This window comes from Williamsia muralis (genome assembly GCF_051487485.1).
GTDB classification, from domain to species: domain Bacteria; phylum Actinomycetota; class Actinomycetes; order Mycobacteriales; family Mycobacteriaceae; genus Williamsia; species Williamsia muralis_B.
Window position 1 is genome coordinate 215,481 of sequence record NZ_JAHVCV010000006.1, and the last position, 14,139, is coordinate 229,619.

At 65.5% G+C, this 14,139-nt stretch carries 16 protein-coding genes; 10 read left to right on the plus strand and 6 right to left on the minus strand.

The annotated features are described in order from the left end of the window. The first annotated feature begins 277 nt into the window (after positions 1 to 277). Positions 278 to 1,048: a hypothetical protein gene (locus KXR83_RS18200; protein ID WP_437426008.1), complete on the plus strand. Its 771-nt coding sequence runs from the start codon at positions 278 to 280 to the stop codon at positions 1,046 to 1,048. Then, a complete protein-coding gene (locus KXR83_RS18205; RefSeq protein ID WP_437426009.1) occupies positions 1,049 to 1,678 on the plus strand; it encodes a hypothetical protein in 630 nt (209 codons plus the stop codon). It begins immediately after the preceding gene. Between the two features lie 266 nt (positions 1,679 to 1,944). On the opposite strand, the gene KXR83_RS18210 is transcribed toward KXR83_RS18205, so the two are convergent. Next, positions 1,945 to 3,432 carry an aldehyde dehydrogenase gene (locus KXR83_RS18210; RefSeq protein WP_437426010.1) on the minus strand — a complete coding sequence of 496 codons (1,488 nt, stop codon included), beginning with the start codon at positions 3,430 to 3,432 and terminating at the stop codon, positions 1,945 to 1,947. 292 nt (positions 3,433 to 3,724) lie between these two features. Between KXR83_RS18210 and KXR83_RS18215 the strand changes: the two genes are divergently transcribed. Then, complete coding sequence (locus KXR83_RS18215) at positions 3,725 to 4,507, plus strand: putative protein N(5)-glutamine methyltransferase (RefSeq protein WP_437426011.1); 783 nt, start codon at positions 3,725 to 3,727, stop codon at positions 4,505 to 4,507. On the opposite strand, the gene mhuD is transcribed toward KXR83_RS18215, so the two are convergent. Beyond that, positions 4,494 to 4,799, minus strand: coding sequence for a mycobilin-forming heme oxygenase MhuD (gene mhuD, locus KXR83_RS18220; protein WP_062797229.1), 306 nt, complete (start codon positions 4,797 to 4,799; stop codon positions 4,494 to 4,496). The genes KXR83_RS18215 and mhuD overlap by 14 nt on opposite strands. 161 nt (positions 4,800 to 4,960) lie before the next feature. On the opposite strand from mhuD, the gene KXR83_RS18225 reads away from it, so the two are divergent. Beyond that, positions 4,961 to 5,695: an alpha/beta fold hydrolase gene (locus KXR83_RS18225; protein WP_437426119.1), complete on the plus strand. Its 735-nt coding sequence runs from the start codon at positions 4,961 to 4,963 to the stop codon at positions 5,693 to 5,695. Positions 5,696 to 5,707: 12 nt separating this feature from the next. Here the strand turns inward: KXR83_RS18225 and KXR83_RS18230 are convergent, their stop codons facing one another. Next, positions 5,708 to 6,601, minus strand: coding sequence for an A/G-specific adenine glycosylase (locus KXR83_RS18230; RefSeq protein WP_437426012.1), 894 nt, complete (start codon positions 6,599 to 6,601; stop codon positions 5,708 to 5,710). On the opposite strand from KXR83_RS18230, the gene KXR83_RS18235 reads away from it, so the two are divergent. Both KXR83_RS18235 and KXR83_RS18240 read left to right on the plus strand, forming a co-directional pair. Then, positions 6,600 to 7,244, plus strand: a complete 645-nt coding sequence (locus tag KXR83_RS18235; RefSeq protein WP_062797235.1) for a carbonic anhydrase — start codon at positions 6,600 to 6,602, stop codon at positions 7,242 to 7,244. The genes KXR83_RS18230 and KXR83_RS18235 overlap by 2 nt on opposite strands. Before the next feature lie 94 nt (positions 7,245 to 7,338). Then, complete coding sequence (locus KXR83_RS18240) at positions 7,339 to 8,106, plus strand: hypothetical protein (protein WP_437426013.1); 768 nt, start codon at positions 7,339 to 7,341, stop codon at positions 8,104 to 8,106. Positions 8,107 to 8,364: 258 nt separating this feature from the next. On the opposite strand, the gene disA is transcribed toward KXR83_RS18240, so the two are convergent. Continuing rightward, positions 8,365 to 9,447: a DNA integrity scanning diadenylate cyclase DisA gene (disA, locus tag KXR83_RS18245; protein WP_023961255.1), complete on the minus strand. Its 1,083-nt coding sequence runs from the start codon at positions 9,445 to 9,447 to the stop codon at positions 8,365 to 8,367. Between the two features lie 47 nt (positions 9,448 to 9,494). Between disA and KXR83_RS18250 the strand changes: the two genes are divergently transcribed. Continuing rightward, complete coding sequence (locus KXR83_RS18250) at positions 9,495 to 10,064, plus strand: PaaI family thioesterase (RefSeq protein ID WP_099383678.1); 570 nt, start codon at positions 9,495 to 9,497, stop codon at positions 10,062 to 10,064. Here the strand turns inward: KXR83_RS18250 and radA are convergent. Then, a complete protein-coding gene (gene radA / locus KXR83_RS18255; protein ID WP_437426014.1) occupies positions 10,061 to 11,458 on the minus strand; it encodes a DNA repair protein RadA in 1,398 nt (465 codons plus the stop codon). The two genes, KXR83_RS18250 and radA, sit on opposite strands and share 4 nt — an antisense overlap. Before the next feature lie 46 nt (positions 11,459 to 11,504). Continuing rightward, a complete protein-coding gene (locus KXR83_RS18260; protein ID WP_437426015.1) occupies positions 11,505 to 12,134 on the minus strand; it encodes a hypothetical protein in 630 nt (209 codons plus the stop codon). A gap of 358 nt (positions 12,135 to 12,492) precedes the next feature. Here KXR83_RS18260 and KXR83_RS18265 point away from each other — a divergent pair, with 358 nt between their 5' ends. From KXR83_RS18265 to ispF, 3 genes are read left to right on the plus strand one after another with little or no spacing between them, the layout of a single operon-like run. After that, a complete protein-coding gene (locus KXR83_RS18265; protein WP_020107769.1) occupies positions 12,493 to 12,981 on the plus strand; it encodes a CarD family transcriptional regulator in 489 nt (162 codons plus the stop codon). Between the two features lie 18 nt (positions 12,982 to 12,999). Further along, positions 13,000 to 13,668, plus strand: coding sequence for a 2-C-methyl-D-erythritol 4-phosphate cytidylyltransferase (ispD, locus tag KXR83_RS18270; protein ID WP_437426016.1), 669 nt, complete (start codon positions 13,000 to 13,002; stop codon positions 13,666 to 13,668). After that, positions 13,665 to 14,129, plus strand: coding sequence for a 2-C-methyl-D-erythritol 2,4-cyclodiphosphate synthase (gene ispF, locus KXR83_RS18275; RefSeq protein ID WP_437426017.1), 465 nt, complete (start codon positions 13,665 to 13,667; stop codon positions 14,127 to 14,129). The genes ispD and ispF overlap by 4 nt, the downstream gene beginning before the upstream one ends. Positions 14,130 to 14,139: the final 10 nt, after the last annotated feature.

A 14,139-nucleotide genomic window follows, 5' to 3' on the forward strand; every position in this document is an offset into this window, starting at 1 on the left:
CGAAGCGGAGCGGAGCTCGACCAACGGGTCCGGAGACGAAGCGGAGCGGAGCTCGACCGATACTCCCGGAGACGAAGCGGAGCGGAGCTCGACCGATACTCCAGGAGACGAAGCGGAGCGGAGCTCGACCGTTTCTGGCGACGAGGCAAAGCGGAAGCGTCGGCGAGCGAGCCGGGCTGCCGGGCCTCCGCAAGAGGTCGGACAGGCTGAGTCGGCCACGAATCCAGGTGTAGCGGACGGGCAGGATGCGCCTTCACCCGGGGACAAACCGGGCAAGGTGAAGCCGACCGGAAAACCGGTCAAGTCCGCACCGGTGGGACGCAAGCGTAAGTCAGCTCCCACTCCGCCGGCGGCCAAGGCCGCGGCCACGTCCGACGATGTCGGCAAGTCTGCGGAATCGTCCACGGAAGACGACGAAGCCGTCGTCTCGACGGGGGTTTCCTACCGCGAACGTCGATCGGCGGCTCGCGGGCGCTCGGGCGGGCCACAGAAGACCAAGGGGCGGGTTCGAAAAGGGGATCGGCCTTCCACGGCTGCGAAAAAGCGTGTGGGTCTGCGCGGGATGGGTGTGGTCCTGGCGGCCATCACCGCCGTCGGTCTCATCGCTGCAATGGCTGTGGCGTCCACCCTGTTCGTGTTGGGCACCAAGAAGATCGATGACCGCAATGAGCTGAGGGCTGAGTACTCGGCTTTCGCGCGGCAGATGGTCACCAATCTGACAACCTTGAATCCGCAGAACATCGATGGCGCGATCAAGTCATTCCAGGACGACACGAGTGGCAAGGCGATGGAGCAGGTCGGCCAATCCGTCCAGCAGACCGTCAACATGATCAAATCCGAGGACGTGTCGACCAAGGGCGCGGTGATCTCCGAAGCCGTCACTGCGAGTGACAGCAATACAGCGTCGGTGATCATGGTCTTCAGCTGGGAGATGAACCAGCCCAACGTGACTGATCAGCAAACGGTGTTGCAGGTGTTCAGATGGAAGTTGGAGATCACGCGTATCAACGGTGAACTCAAACTCACCAACGTCGAGTGGGTGACCTAGATGTCGCGTCGATTCTTGTTGTGGACGGTGTCAGTGCTGACCGTCTGTCTGCTGGTGGCCGGTGCCATCATCACGACGATCGTGGGTCTGCACTATCGAGACACCAAACTCGCCGAGGACGCCCGCGGCGAGGCGCTGGAGGCAGGCAAGCAGACTGCGACGTTGATGTTCGGCTACCAACCCGACAACGTCGAGCAGCACGTGGCAGATACACGAAAGTCGTTGTCGGGCCCGGCTGAGAAGCAGTACGACGAGATCATCAAAGAGGCGAACCTCGTTGCGGAAGTGCAGAAGCAGCAGGTCAAGTCTGAGGTGTCCATTCAGGACGCCGGTGTTGTCACGTCGAGCCGCGACAAGGCGTTGCTGCTGATCTTCATGAACCAGTCGGTCACCAAAGGCGGCAAGGACCTGGTGTCGGTCAATGCCAGCCGGCTGCAGTACTCGATGGAACGGTCCGGCGACAAATGGCTGGTGACCAACATCGACATCCTCACCGACGATTCGGTGAAGGCTCGACTGGCGGAAGAGGGCGACAAGCCCGGTGCGTCGTCGGTGCCGGTTCCGGTGCCATCGGAACCTGCGCCTGTCGAGAGCCCGGCGCCTGCCGAGACGCCGGCGCCCACCCCCTGAGCGGTATTCGCCCTACTCAGCAGTCAGGCCCCCCGATCGTGAATCGGGGGGCCTGACTGATGTCGGAGGTTCTGACAGTTCCTCCGACTTCGGTTAGTTCCTCCGGCTGCAACCGGAGGTTCTGACTGCAGTCGGAGGGTTTGTTGCTTTGTGTGGTGTCGGAGGTCGAGTCGGCCGAAGTCGGAGGTTCTGACAGTTCCTCCGACTTGGGTTAGTTCCTCCGACTGCAACCGGAGGAACTGACTGCAGTCGGAGGAAGTGCGAACTCAGGCGGTCGGGTCGTAACCCATCGGGAGGATGACCGACTTGTGTTCGAGGTACGACTCGAGCCCCTCTGGACCGTTTTCGCGTCCGATGCCCGAGTTCTTGTAACCACCGAACGGCGACCCCGGGTCGATGGCGTACCAGTTGACGCCGTACGTGCCGGTGCGGATCTGTGCGGCGATCTCCAGACCGTGCTCGATGTCGGCGGTCCACACCGTGCCGGCGAGGCCGTAGTCGGAGTCGTTGGCGATGGCGACGGCTTCTTCTTCGGTGTCGTAGTCGATCACAGAGATCACCGGACCGAAGATCTCCTCACGGGCGATCGTCATGTCGTTGGTGACACCGGTGAAGATGGTCGGGCTCAGGTAGTAGCCGGACTCGAGGCCTTCGGGGCGGGTGCTGTCGAGAACTGCTGTGGCACCAGCCTCTTTGCCCTGACGGATGTAGTCCTCGACCTTGCTGCGCTGCTTCTCGGTGATCAGTGGTCCGAGCTGGGCCTCTGGATCGTCGGGGAGGCCCGGCTTGAGCAGCTTCGCCGCTTCGACCATGGCGTCGACGATCTCGTCACGCTTGCTGCTCGGAACCAGAACGCGGGTCTGCGCGACACACGCCTGCCCCGTGTTCATCAGACCGGTGAAGGTGAGCATGCCGGCGATCTCGGCAGGATCGGCATCGGCGAGCACGATGGCCGCCGACTTGCCACCCAGTTCCAGCGAACAGCGCTTGAGCTGCTCGCCGCATGCTGCGCCGATTGCTTTACCTGCGGCGGTGGAGCCGGTGAAGGTGATCTTGTCGACATCGGGGTGTGCGACAAGCGCTTTGCCCGTGTCGGGTCCGCCGGGAACCACGGAGAGCACGCCTTCGGGCAGACCGGCCTCGGTGAACAGTTCCGCGATCACGTTGGCCGACAACGGTGTTTCCGGGGCGGGCTTGAGAACCACCGAACAACCGGCCGACAATGCGGGTCCGAGTTTGTTGCAGATCAGGAACAGCGGCACATTCCAAGCGGTGATCGCGCCGACGACCCCGACTGGCTCACGGGTGATCTGCGTCTTCCCGAACAGGCCGTCGCGGTACTCGTGCCACGTGTAATTGATTGCGGCCTTGGCATATTCGCGGAGCACGCCGGTTGCCGGGAGCTGCTGCAAGGTGGCGACAGCCGACGGGGGCGCCCCCATCTCCGACGAAACCAGTTCGGCGATCTCGCCGCCGCGTTCGTCGATGAGGTCGGCCACCTTGGCGACCACAGCGGCCCGCTCTTCGGGGGTCTTGTTGCGCCAGACGCCGGAGTCGAACGCCGCTCGGGCTGTCCGAACTGCGGTGTCGACGTCGGTCTCGTCGGCAAGGGGAGTGCTACCGACACGTTGGCCGGTGGCCGGCGAGTAGACCTCGAGGACATCGGTGGAGTGGGCGCTGGTCCACTTGCCGCCGATGTAGAGCTCTGCGTAGTCACGCGAGGTGGTGGGTGCCGCGTCAACGGTGTCCGTCATTGGTCCTCCAGTTGGTTATCACTTCAGCCCAATGTTAGAACACGTTCCAGTTTCGCGATACGGGTCTGATCTTTCACTTTCGTGCCGGATGAGGGGCTGTCTGCGGGACGAGGGAAGCGTCCGGTCGGCTCGGGATACTGGGAGTTGCTGGGTCTGCAGAGCGAGCGTGGGCGAGTTTTGCGAGCGCACCGTTCGGTCGGCTCGGGATTTTGGGGGTTGCTCACCCCGCAGAGCGAGCGTGGCCGGTTTCTGTGAGCGCGCCCCCGTGCACCACTCCACTACCGTCACACGGGTGGAGGAATCCGACGCACTGCTGGCTCAGGTGGCGGCGCGGTTGCGGGCGGGGGGTTGCGTCTTCGCCGAAGACGAAGCCCGGATCTTGGTTGGCGCAGCCGCCGACGCCGGCACGCTCGACAAGCTGGTGCGACGCCGGGTGGGCGGCGAGCCGTTGGAGTACATCGTCGGTGCGGCGGAGTTCGGTGGACTGATGGTGACAGTGCTGCCAGGTGTCTTCGTTCCGCGCCAAAGGTCTTTGTTGCTGGTCGACGTCGCGGCCGACGGAGCGCCGCCCGACAGCGCGGTGGTGGATCTGTGCTGCGGCTCGGGGGCACTGGCCGCGCTGTACGCGGCGCGACATCCGGATGCGGAAATCGTGGCCGCCGACATCGACCCCGTGGCGGCCGAATGCGCCCGGATCAATCTGGCGGGTCGCGGTGAGGTGTTCTGCGGCGACCTCTTCGAACCGCTCCCCGCGCACCTCCGGGGACACGTGAATGTGCTGATGTGCAACGTGCCTTACGTTCCCACGGCTGCCATCGCGACCATGCCTCCCGAAGCGCGAGACTTCGAGCCGGTAGCGACTCTCGACGGCGGCCCCGACGGGCTCGACCTGATGCGTGAGGTCGCCGCGCAGGCGCCGGGATGGTTGGCGCCAGGCGGCCGGCTGGTGATGGAAGTGAGTGCGACACAGGTCGATTCGGCCCGAGCAGTGTTCACTCAGGCCGGACTCTCATCGTCCGTCCATGCCGATGCCGAACGCGGTGCCACCGTGGTGGCAGGCGTCAGGACGGTGTGACGTCCAGGACCACTTCGAACTCGAGCAGGTCCGCGCCCGAGGCGACAGGCTTGGCGCGCTCGCCGGCATGCGCTTCCCGTGCGGGCCCCGCCGCCCACGCCTGGAAGTCCTCCTCGGACTCCCACTGGGTCACCACGAAATAGCGGTCATCGCCCTTGACCGGTCGCAGCAACTGGAAACCGAGGAAACCCTTCGAGCCATCGACACTGTGGGCGCGATGGGCAAAACGCTTCTCGAGTTCGGGTCCGGCGCCTTCGGGAACGGAAATCGCATTGATCTTCACAACAGCCATGGCGATCACCCTACCGGCGGAGGGTGTCCCTCAACTCTTCCCTTCGGCTGCCGTGCGAGCCTCCTCCGGCCGGCGGTGACTCTGGTCGGAGTCCTGCCCCGACACAGCCGATAAGGTTCTACCCCGTGAGTGCGGATGTGGGCTTCATCGACTACGGCGGGATGCCCGGGTGTCCGCCGATCGTGCTGTTGCACGGGTTGATGGGCCGAGGCCGGACCTGGCAGCGCCAGGTCCCTTGGCTCCGCAAATACGGACGAGTGTTCGCCTACGACGCGGCGTGGCATCGCGGAGCCGAGACCGCCGAAGAGCCGTCACCCGAAAACCTCTGCACCGAGCGGTTTGTCGGTGACCTGGCCGAAGTGCTGACGTGGATCGACATGGGTCCGGCTGTTCTGGTGGGGCATTCCATGGGCGGCCTACACGCATGGTGTGCCGCTGCGGACTACCCCGAGCTGGTGTCTGCTCTGGTGATCGAGGACATGGCACCGGATTTTCGTGGTCGCACCACCGCGGGGTGGCGCCCATGGTTCGAGTCGTGGCCGGACCGCTTCGAGACACTTGCGCACGCGCAGCAGATGTTCGGTGAAGTGGCCGGCCGCTACTTCTACGAGGCATTCGACGACGGGGCGCTACACGGTCGTCTCGATGTCTGGGCGCAGATCGCCGAAGAGTGGGGTCGCCGAGACTTCTGGAAGCAGTGGGATGCGGTGGCGGTACCGAGCCTGCTGCTCGAGGCCGAGAACAGTGTCACCCCGCCAGGTCAGATGCACACCATGTCGCAGGCTCACGAGAACGCAATCCTGTTGCGGGTCAGAGGATCTGACCATTTGATCCATGACTCCGCGCCCGACGAGTACCGCGGTGCAGTCGAGGCATTCCTGTCCGGACTGACCTGATCGGTCCGGCGATCATCCTTCGCCCGCCAGCGCGAACCGCCCGTCGTCGGTGATCTCCGCCAATCCGTCGACGAGCAGCGAGTCGAGCGCACGATCGCGTTGTGCTGTGTCGGTGGTCCACACCAGATCGAGTCGCGCCCGCTCGACGGGGATGTTGCTGCCCCGCAACACATCCAGCAGCAGTCCGCGCACCTGACGGTCGGTTCCGGCGAACTTCTGTACCTTGCGGGCCGGCCCATCGTGTGCGGGCCGACCGGCCTCGACCCACCGGCACCCGGTGAGGGGGCAGATCTGGCAGCGGGGGTTCTTGGCGACGCAGACCAGCGCGCCCAACTCCATCAGGGCCGCGGAGAAGCGGGGCGCGCACGAGTCGGCGGGCAAGAGGCCCGCGACATCAACGAGGTCGGCCCGTGCGGGATTGCCGGGTTCGGCCCTGCCGTGGACGGCTCGGGCGACGACTCGCCGGACATTGGTGTCGACCACCGGCACCGACTGACCGTAGGCAAAGCACGCGATGGCGCGGGCCGTGTAGTCGCCGATGCCGGGAAGCGTGAGCAAGACGTCGACGTCGCTGGGGACCACGTCGCCGTGCTCGGCGGCGAGTACGGCCGAGCATGCGTGCAGACGCATCGCGCGTCGCGGATAGCCGAGCTTGCCCCAGGCCCGCACCACCTCACCCACCGGGCTCGCGGCCATTGCCGACGGGACCGGCCAACGTTCGATCCACTGCTCCCAGATCGGCGCCACCCGTGACACCGGCGTCTGCTGGAGCATGATCTCGCTGATCAGGATGTGCCAGGCCGTGACGCCGCGACGTCGCCAGGGAAGGTCGCGTTCGGCCTGATCGAACCAACTGAGCAAGTTGGTGGGCGGGACCGGAGACGGGGAGTGCAGAATGTCAGCCATGGCTCAAACAACCCCCGCTCAGGCATGGAAATCGCTGCGTGAAGGCAATGAACGCTTCGTGGCAGGCAAGTCGCTTCATCCCAGTCAGGGTATCGAGGACCGCGCCCGGCTCGCCGCCGGGCAGCATCCGCGGGCGGTGCTCTTCGGGTGCGCCGACTCGCGTGTGGCGGCGGAGATCATCTTCGATCAGGGGCTCGGCGAGATGTTCGTGATCCGCACGGCCGGCCACGTCATCGATTCGGCGGTGCTGGGCTCGATCGAGTACGCCGTGGAAGTTCTCGACGTGCCGCTGATCGCCGTTCTCGGGCACGACAGTTGCGGTGCCGTCCGCGCGACACTGGACGCACTCGACGACCTGCAGATCCCCGGAGGGTTCATCCGCGACGTCGTCGAACGCGTCACGCCGAGCATCCTTGCCGGACGCAGCGAAGGTCTCACCCGCGTCGACGAGTTCGAAGCCAGGCATGTGAAGGAAACCGGCCGCCTGATGGTCCAGCGCAGCCGGATCATCTCCGACAAGATCGAGCGTGGCGAACTGGGAATCGTCGGACTCACGTACGAACTGGCCGAAGGTGTGGTTCGTCTGAACGGGACGCTCGGCGAGATCGGTGAGGATCCGGAGATGCCCAGCCTGGCGTCGTAAATCCAGCGCCTTTGAGATGTCTCGCACAGAGGTTAAATGCGACACGCCGCGCGAGGTGAGCCGGTGGCCACCGCGGTGCCACTAGCGTCGGGGTGTGCTAGATCCTCAGGGCCCCCTGCCGCCGGAAATTTACTGGCGCCGACGCGCACTCGCGGTCGGCGTTCTGGTGGTGGTGCTTGCTGTGATCATCGGACTCGTCTTCTGGGTGACCGGTGACGACAACGGGAAGAACACGGCCAACAGCACCGAGCTGAATGCGTCGTCGAGCTACGCGCTGCCGTCGGCCTACCAGGATCCGTCGGCATCGCAGTCCGCGGTTCCCGGTGGCGGTTCGGGTGGTACCGGCGGAGGAAACGTCGCCGGTGCGAACCCCGATCAGCCCGGTGCCTCAGGTGCTCCCGGTATCCCAGGCGGAACCCCGGTCGGGGAGACGCCGCAACCTGTCCCGGCCAGCGGGCTGTGCCCCGACCAGAACATCTCCGTGGTGCTCTACACCGACAAGCCGGCATACGTCGAGGGCGAGCAGCCGATCTTCACCATCGCCATCACCAATGCGGGTCTCTCCGATTGCACCCGCGACGTCGGCAAGGGCATGCAGAACGTGACCGTGCTGAACCTCGCAGGCGACCGCCGTATCTGGTCGTCCGGCGACTGCGCGCCGGTCGAAGGCGTCAACAACCAGCTCCTCAAGCCGGGGCAGCAGGTCAAGGACACCATCGACTGGTCGGGTACCACCAGCAGTCCCGGTTGCGAGACACCGCGCCAACCCGTTGCCCCCGGCGCCTACCAGGCCGTCGCGAAGATCGGTGAGAAGCCGAGCGCCCCAATCACTTTCAACGTGAATCGACCGAACGCGCAGTAACATCTGCTCGCTCCGCTCGCTTGTCGGTGTGGCCTCGGTCGGTTGTTCTTCCCTTCTCCTCACATCGCTGCGCTCGTTCGTCGGCAGTCCAGAACAACCGGGCCACACCTCAGTAACATCTGCTCGCTGCCGCGCCTGTCGGTGTGGCAGTCACTCGCGAGCTCTTCCTACGTCGACTTAGTCGCTGCGCTCCCTCGCTCCTCCGTCCAGAGCACGCGGGCCACACCTCCCGAAGAATCGTGGTGGGCGGGGCAGTTCCTAATCAAAACGTTCGATGCTGGACTCGGCCAGCCGGGACAGTCCCTCGCGGATGTGCCGGGCCCAGATGCTGCCGATGCCCTCGACCGCCTGCAGGTCCGCAGCGGTGGCTGCCAGTAGCGCTTGCAGCGTGCCGTAGCTGCGGACGAGTCGGTCGATGTGCGCGAACTGCAGACGCGGGATCCGGGCCAGCAATCGGTAACCCCGCGGGCTCATCGCGGTGTCCTGGGCATCGATCGTATTCGGGTAGCCGAAAGCCCGGGCCAGTGCAGTGAGATCCAAAAGATCGGTGTCCGTGAGGTTTTCGATGGCGGTGAGGGCCTGCTCGACCTCCATCGTGCTGGCGGGCTCGGGACTGGCGAAGTAGTCGCGCACCACCAGTTCGCGTTGAGAGTCGTTGTCGCCCACCAGCTCTTCGAGCTGCAGCCGCAGCTGACGGCCGTTGACGCCGAGTTCGAGAACGTAGTGCTCGATCTCCTCGGACACCCGGCGGACCATCTCGAGGCGCTGCACAACGGTCATCGCATCGCGCAGCGTTACGTAATCTTCGATCTCCGATCGTGAAAGCGCGGTGCTGACCTCGTCGAGTCGAGTCTTGTATCGCTCGAGAGTGGCAACAGCGAGATTGGCGCGCGAAAGGATCGCGTCCGATCCTTCGACGACATACCGGATTCCGGCCACGTAGGCACTCACGATGGACATCGAGGCGCTGACCGAGATCACCGGGTAGCCGGTCTGGATGGCGGTGCGTTCGGCAGAACGATGCCGGGTGCCCGATTCTTCGGTCGGGATGGACGGGTCGGGCACCAATTGCACGTTGGCACGCACGATTCTGGCGCCGTCGGTGGACAGCACCACCGCGCCGTCCATCTTCGACAGCTCGCGCAGGCGGGTGGGAGCGAACGCGACGTCCAGATGGAAGCCACCGGCACAGATCCGTTCGACCTCGGGATCGTGCCCGATGACGATCAAAGCGCCTGTGCGGCCACGCAGGATGCGTTCAAGGCCGTCTCGCAGCGGAGTGCCCGGTGCCAGCCGGGCAATCGTGGTGCGGAGCAGGTCCGAGGCCGGAACCTCAGCCATGAGGCGCCTTTCTGTTGTCCATGAGATGGAGACTAGATTAGCTGTCTGTGAAAACAACTTTCGTGCTGCCCGATGAGCTGGTCCCGGCAAGCCGTTCGGCCAAGGCCCCGGCACCCGGTGAAGTGGTGCGGGCGCACAACCCCATGTGCTTCGGCTGCGGTGATCGCTCGGAGGCCGGTCTGCACATGAAGGCGATCGCGGGCGAGGGCACCGACGTCACCGCCCGGATGCAGGTGGAGCCCCGATTCGAAGGCGGCCCCGGCGTCATCCACGGGGGCATCCTCTCCACCGCGTTCGACGAGGTGATGGGTCTGACGCACTGGATGGTGGGCGCTATCGCGGTGACAGCGCACCTGGAGATCGACTTCGCCAAGCCCATCCCGGTGGGCAGTGAACTACGGCTCGAGGCCGAGACGGTCGGCACCGTTCGGCGCAAGCTGTATTCGCGCGCCGTTGCCTACCTGGGCGACGACACCGAGCCCGTGGGTGCCGCACACGCGATCTTCGTCCAGATCAAGCCTCTGGAGCACTTCAAGGACAGCTTCGAGGCGAGTGGTGCGGCCGAGTTCTACGGCGAGCGCATCGCCCGCCACGATCGGGGAAGCAGCAGCGTTTAGAACCGGTAGGGGCTGGCGGGACCTTTCAGTGCCGTTCGCATGGCGGTCTGCAGATCGGCCACCTGGGTGATCTTCATGCCCGACGGCAGATCGAGCGAACCGGCCGGGACGATCGCGTGTTTGAAGCCGAGTCGCTTGGCCTCGGCCACCCGTTTGCCGACGCCGGCCACGCGGCGCACCTCGCCCGCGAGGCCGATCTCGCCGATGGCGACCATGGACCCGGGCAATGAGCGGTCGGCCAGGATGGAGCTGAGTGCCAACGCGACCGAGAGGTCGGCCGCAGGTTCGCTGAGTTTCATCCCGCCGACGGTGGCCACGTAGACGTCCTGGTCGTGGGTGGGCAGATGGGCGCGAGCCGAGCAGACCGCCAAAATCATTGCGACCCTTGCCGAATCGAGGCCGACAACCGCACGCCGCGGGTTGGCCAGACTCGATTTCGAGACCAGGGCCTGCACTTCGCCGACCAGCGGACGTTTGCCGTCCATGGCAACGGTGATCGCGGTTCCGGCGACTCCGATGTCGCGGTGATGCAGGAACAGTCCCGAGGGGTCGGTGACCTCGTGGATGCCGTCTTCACGCTGTTCGAAGCAGCCGACCTCATCGGCCGCGCCGAACCGGTTCTTGATGCCGCGGACCATCCGCAGGGTCGAATGCTTGTCGCCCTCGAACGAGAGGACCACGTCCACGAGGTGCTCGAGAGAGCGGGGGCCGGCGACGGTGCCGTCCTTGGTGACGTGCCCGACCAGGATCACCGCGATGCCCGAGTTCTTTGCCAGTGAGGTCAAAGCTGTTGTCACCGCACGGATCTGGGTGACACCGCCGTTCACGCCATCGACGTTCTGGGCCACCATCGTCTGCACCGAGTCGACGATCATCAGCGATGGCATGACCGCCTCCGCGTGACCGAGCACCGCGCCGAGGTCGGACTCGGCGGCGAGGAAGATCTCGTCGTGTACCGCCCCCGTGCGTTCGGCGCGCAGGCGCACCTGGCCCGCGGACTCCTCACCGGTGACGTACAGCGCGCGTTTGCCTTGCAGCGCCCAACGTTTGACGGTTTCGAGCAGGAGGGTGGATTTGCCCACGCCGGGTTCACCGGCGAGCAGTATGACCGAACCGGGGACCACGCCGGTGCCGAGGACGCGGTCGAGTTCGCCGATGCCGGTGGGAAAAGCTGCGGTGTGGCTGACGTCGATCTGACTCATCGGCCGGGCGGGTGCGCTCGGGATGGTCGCGACCGTGGCGGACTTGCCGCCGCCTATGCCCGCGCCACCGCCGGTGGCCATGGCGACTGCGTCGACAGAACCCCATTCGCCGCATTCCGGGCAGCGGCCCACCCATTTGGCGACCTGGTATCCGCAGGCGCTACATCGATATGTCGATTTGGGTTTGGCCACCGCGCAACTCTAGCCACGGTGACCGACACCGAACCGCCGGAGCGGACTAGTGGCCTCCGCCATGGTCTTCTTCGACCACGCCGCGTGCCTTGTCCTGGCGGGGCAGCAGTGGCCCGGCGTCGACCGGCACGTTGAGGGTGGTCTCGCCGGCCTGCTGGAAGTCGAAGGTCAGCGGGACCGTGAGGCCCGGGGTGATGGTCTTCGCGGTGCCCGTGATGGTGACGGTGATGCGCTTCTCGCTGGGGTCTTCCGGTTCTGCGCTGGTGGTGAGCAGCAGTCCCGGGGTGCCGGCCCGCAGCGACTTGGTGGCCGGGATCTCGGTGGGACCGTCGATGGTCACCTTGCCTTCGCCGTTGGCGAACTCGATGGACTCGAGCTTGTCGGCGACGTCCGGGCTGGTGTTGGAGATCAGGAACGACATCTCGAGCGGCCCGCCGTTGGCGAAGGCCACATCTCCGGACTCGGGGAAGACAACCGCGACGTCGCGCAGGGCGAGCGGGCCGACGGTGGCCGAGTTGCCGTTGACGGCGGAGGCCTGGTTGGCAGTCTGCGAGGTCTGGCCCGCACTGCACGCGGTGGTGCCGAGTGCCAGACCGGTCGCGATCGCCCCGACGGCGATGGCCGAAGCCACCCGGCGTCGCCGGACATTACGGGTCGGCCCAAACTCTCGTTCCACCGAAACTCTCTCCACTGACACCGGTTTTCCTCCGAGGTAGGTCCTGATGCTGCGCCCGCTCGTCAGTCGGCTCAGGTGGCCCGAGAACCCGCTCAGATCGACTGCGCAGTGCGTGCACTACGGAGCGTAGTGGGCCGGTCGCGAGAAATCGCGATGGGGTGCCGAAATCGCTGCAGAACGAGCTCGCGGACGAGGTCCCTCAGAGTTGCTCGACGATGGAGTTCGGGCAGTGTCCCAGCACACTTTTCAGGCATCGTCAAGGCTCGCGAAAGCACCTCTACGTCGCTGACCTGCACCGTTGTCTGATGTCGCGGGAGCCGCCGTGCTAGACTCGGGTAATGGAAAGGGGCATGGAACATTGAATTTCAAAGTTGGTGACACCGTTGTCTACCCCCATCACGGTGCTGCCTTGGTCGAAGACATCGTGACCCGAACCATCAAGGGAGAGGCCGTCGAATACCTCGTCCTCAAGGTGGCGGATGGCGACATGACGGTCCAGATACCTTCCACAAAGCTCGAATATGTGGGTGTGCGTGATGTGGTCGGAGAAGAGGGTCTCGGCAAGGTGTTCGATGTGCTTCGCGCACCGCACACCGAGGAGCCCACGAACTGGGCCCGCCGTTTCAAGGCGAACCAGGAGAAGCTGATCTCCGGCGACATCATCAAGGTCGCCGAGATCGTGCGTGACCTCTGGCGTCGTGAGCAGGACCGTGGACTGTCCGCCGGCGAGAAGCGGATGCTCACCCGGGCACGCCGCGTCCTCGTCGATGAACTCTCGCTCGCGCAGAACACCAACGACGAGAAGGCCTCCATCATTCTCGACGAGGTTCTCGCCGCCGCTTCGTAGACCGGGCATCTGGTCGTCTTGGCATCTACTGTCGCGTTGATCCCGGCTGCCGGTCGCGGAGAGCGGCTCGGTGCCGGATTGCCCAAGGCTTTTGTCGACCTCGCAGGCCACTCCATGCTGCATCGCGCTGTGCGCGGTGTGCAGGCCAGCGGGGTCGTCGAGCATGTCGTGTTGTCCGTCCCGACCGGTCTCGTAGACCAGGTCCGGGCGGACTTCCCCGAGGTGACCGTGGTGGCAGGTGGCGCTCAACGAGGCGACTCGGTGCGAGCGGCTCTCGCCGCCGCCCCCGCCGCAGACGTGGTCTTGGTCCACGATGCGGCCCGGTGCCTCACCCCGCCGACGTTGTTCGTCTCCGTCGTCGAGGCCGTGCTCGGCGGAGCTCGGGCCGTGGTCCCGGGGGCTCCCGTCACGGACACCATCAAGTCTGTTGATCCTGCCGGTGTGGTCACCGGAACCGTCGACCGCACGACTCTGCGTGCGATCCAAACTCCTCAAGGCTTCGATTTTGACGTCTTGAGCTCGGCATATGCCAACGCTGACGCCGACTTCACCGACGACGCCGGACTCGTCGAATCTCATGGCGTCGCCGTTCACACCATCGCGGGAGATCCCTTGGCCTTCAAGATCACCACCCCGTGGGACCTCCGGCTCGCCTCCTGGTTGCTGGCCGATGAGGCACGAACGTGAGGGTGGGAATCGGTACCGACGTCCACCCCGTCGAGCAGGGCCGGCCGTGCTGGATGGCCGGGCTGCTCTTTGTCGACGCGGATGGCTGCGCCGGTCACTCCGACGGGGATGTCGCCGCGCACGCCCTGTGCGACGCCCTGCTCTCGGCCGCCGGGCTCGGCGATCTGGGCTCGGTGTTCGGAACCGGACGTCCGGAGTGGGACGGCGTCAGCGGCGCCCGCATGCTCGGCCACGTCCGCGAACTCATCGAATCGCAGGGTTGGCGCGTCGGGAACGCGGCAGTGCAGGTGATCGGCAACAGGCCCAAGATCGGGCCCCGCCGCGCGGAGGCCCAGCAGGTGCTCACCGAGCTCGTAGGCGGACCGGTGTCGGTGTCTGCGACCACCACTGATGGTCTCGGACTGACCGGCCGCGGTGAGGGCATCGCCGCCGTGGCCACAGCCTTGCTGCTTGACCAGTAGGATTGCCGAT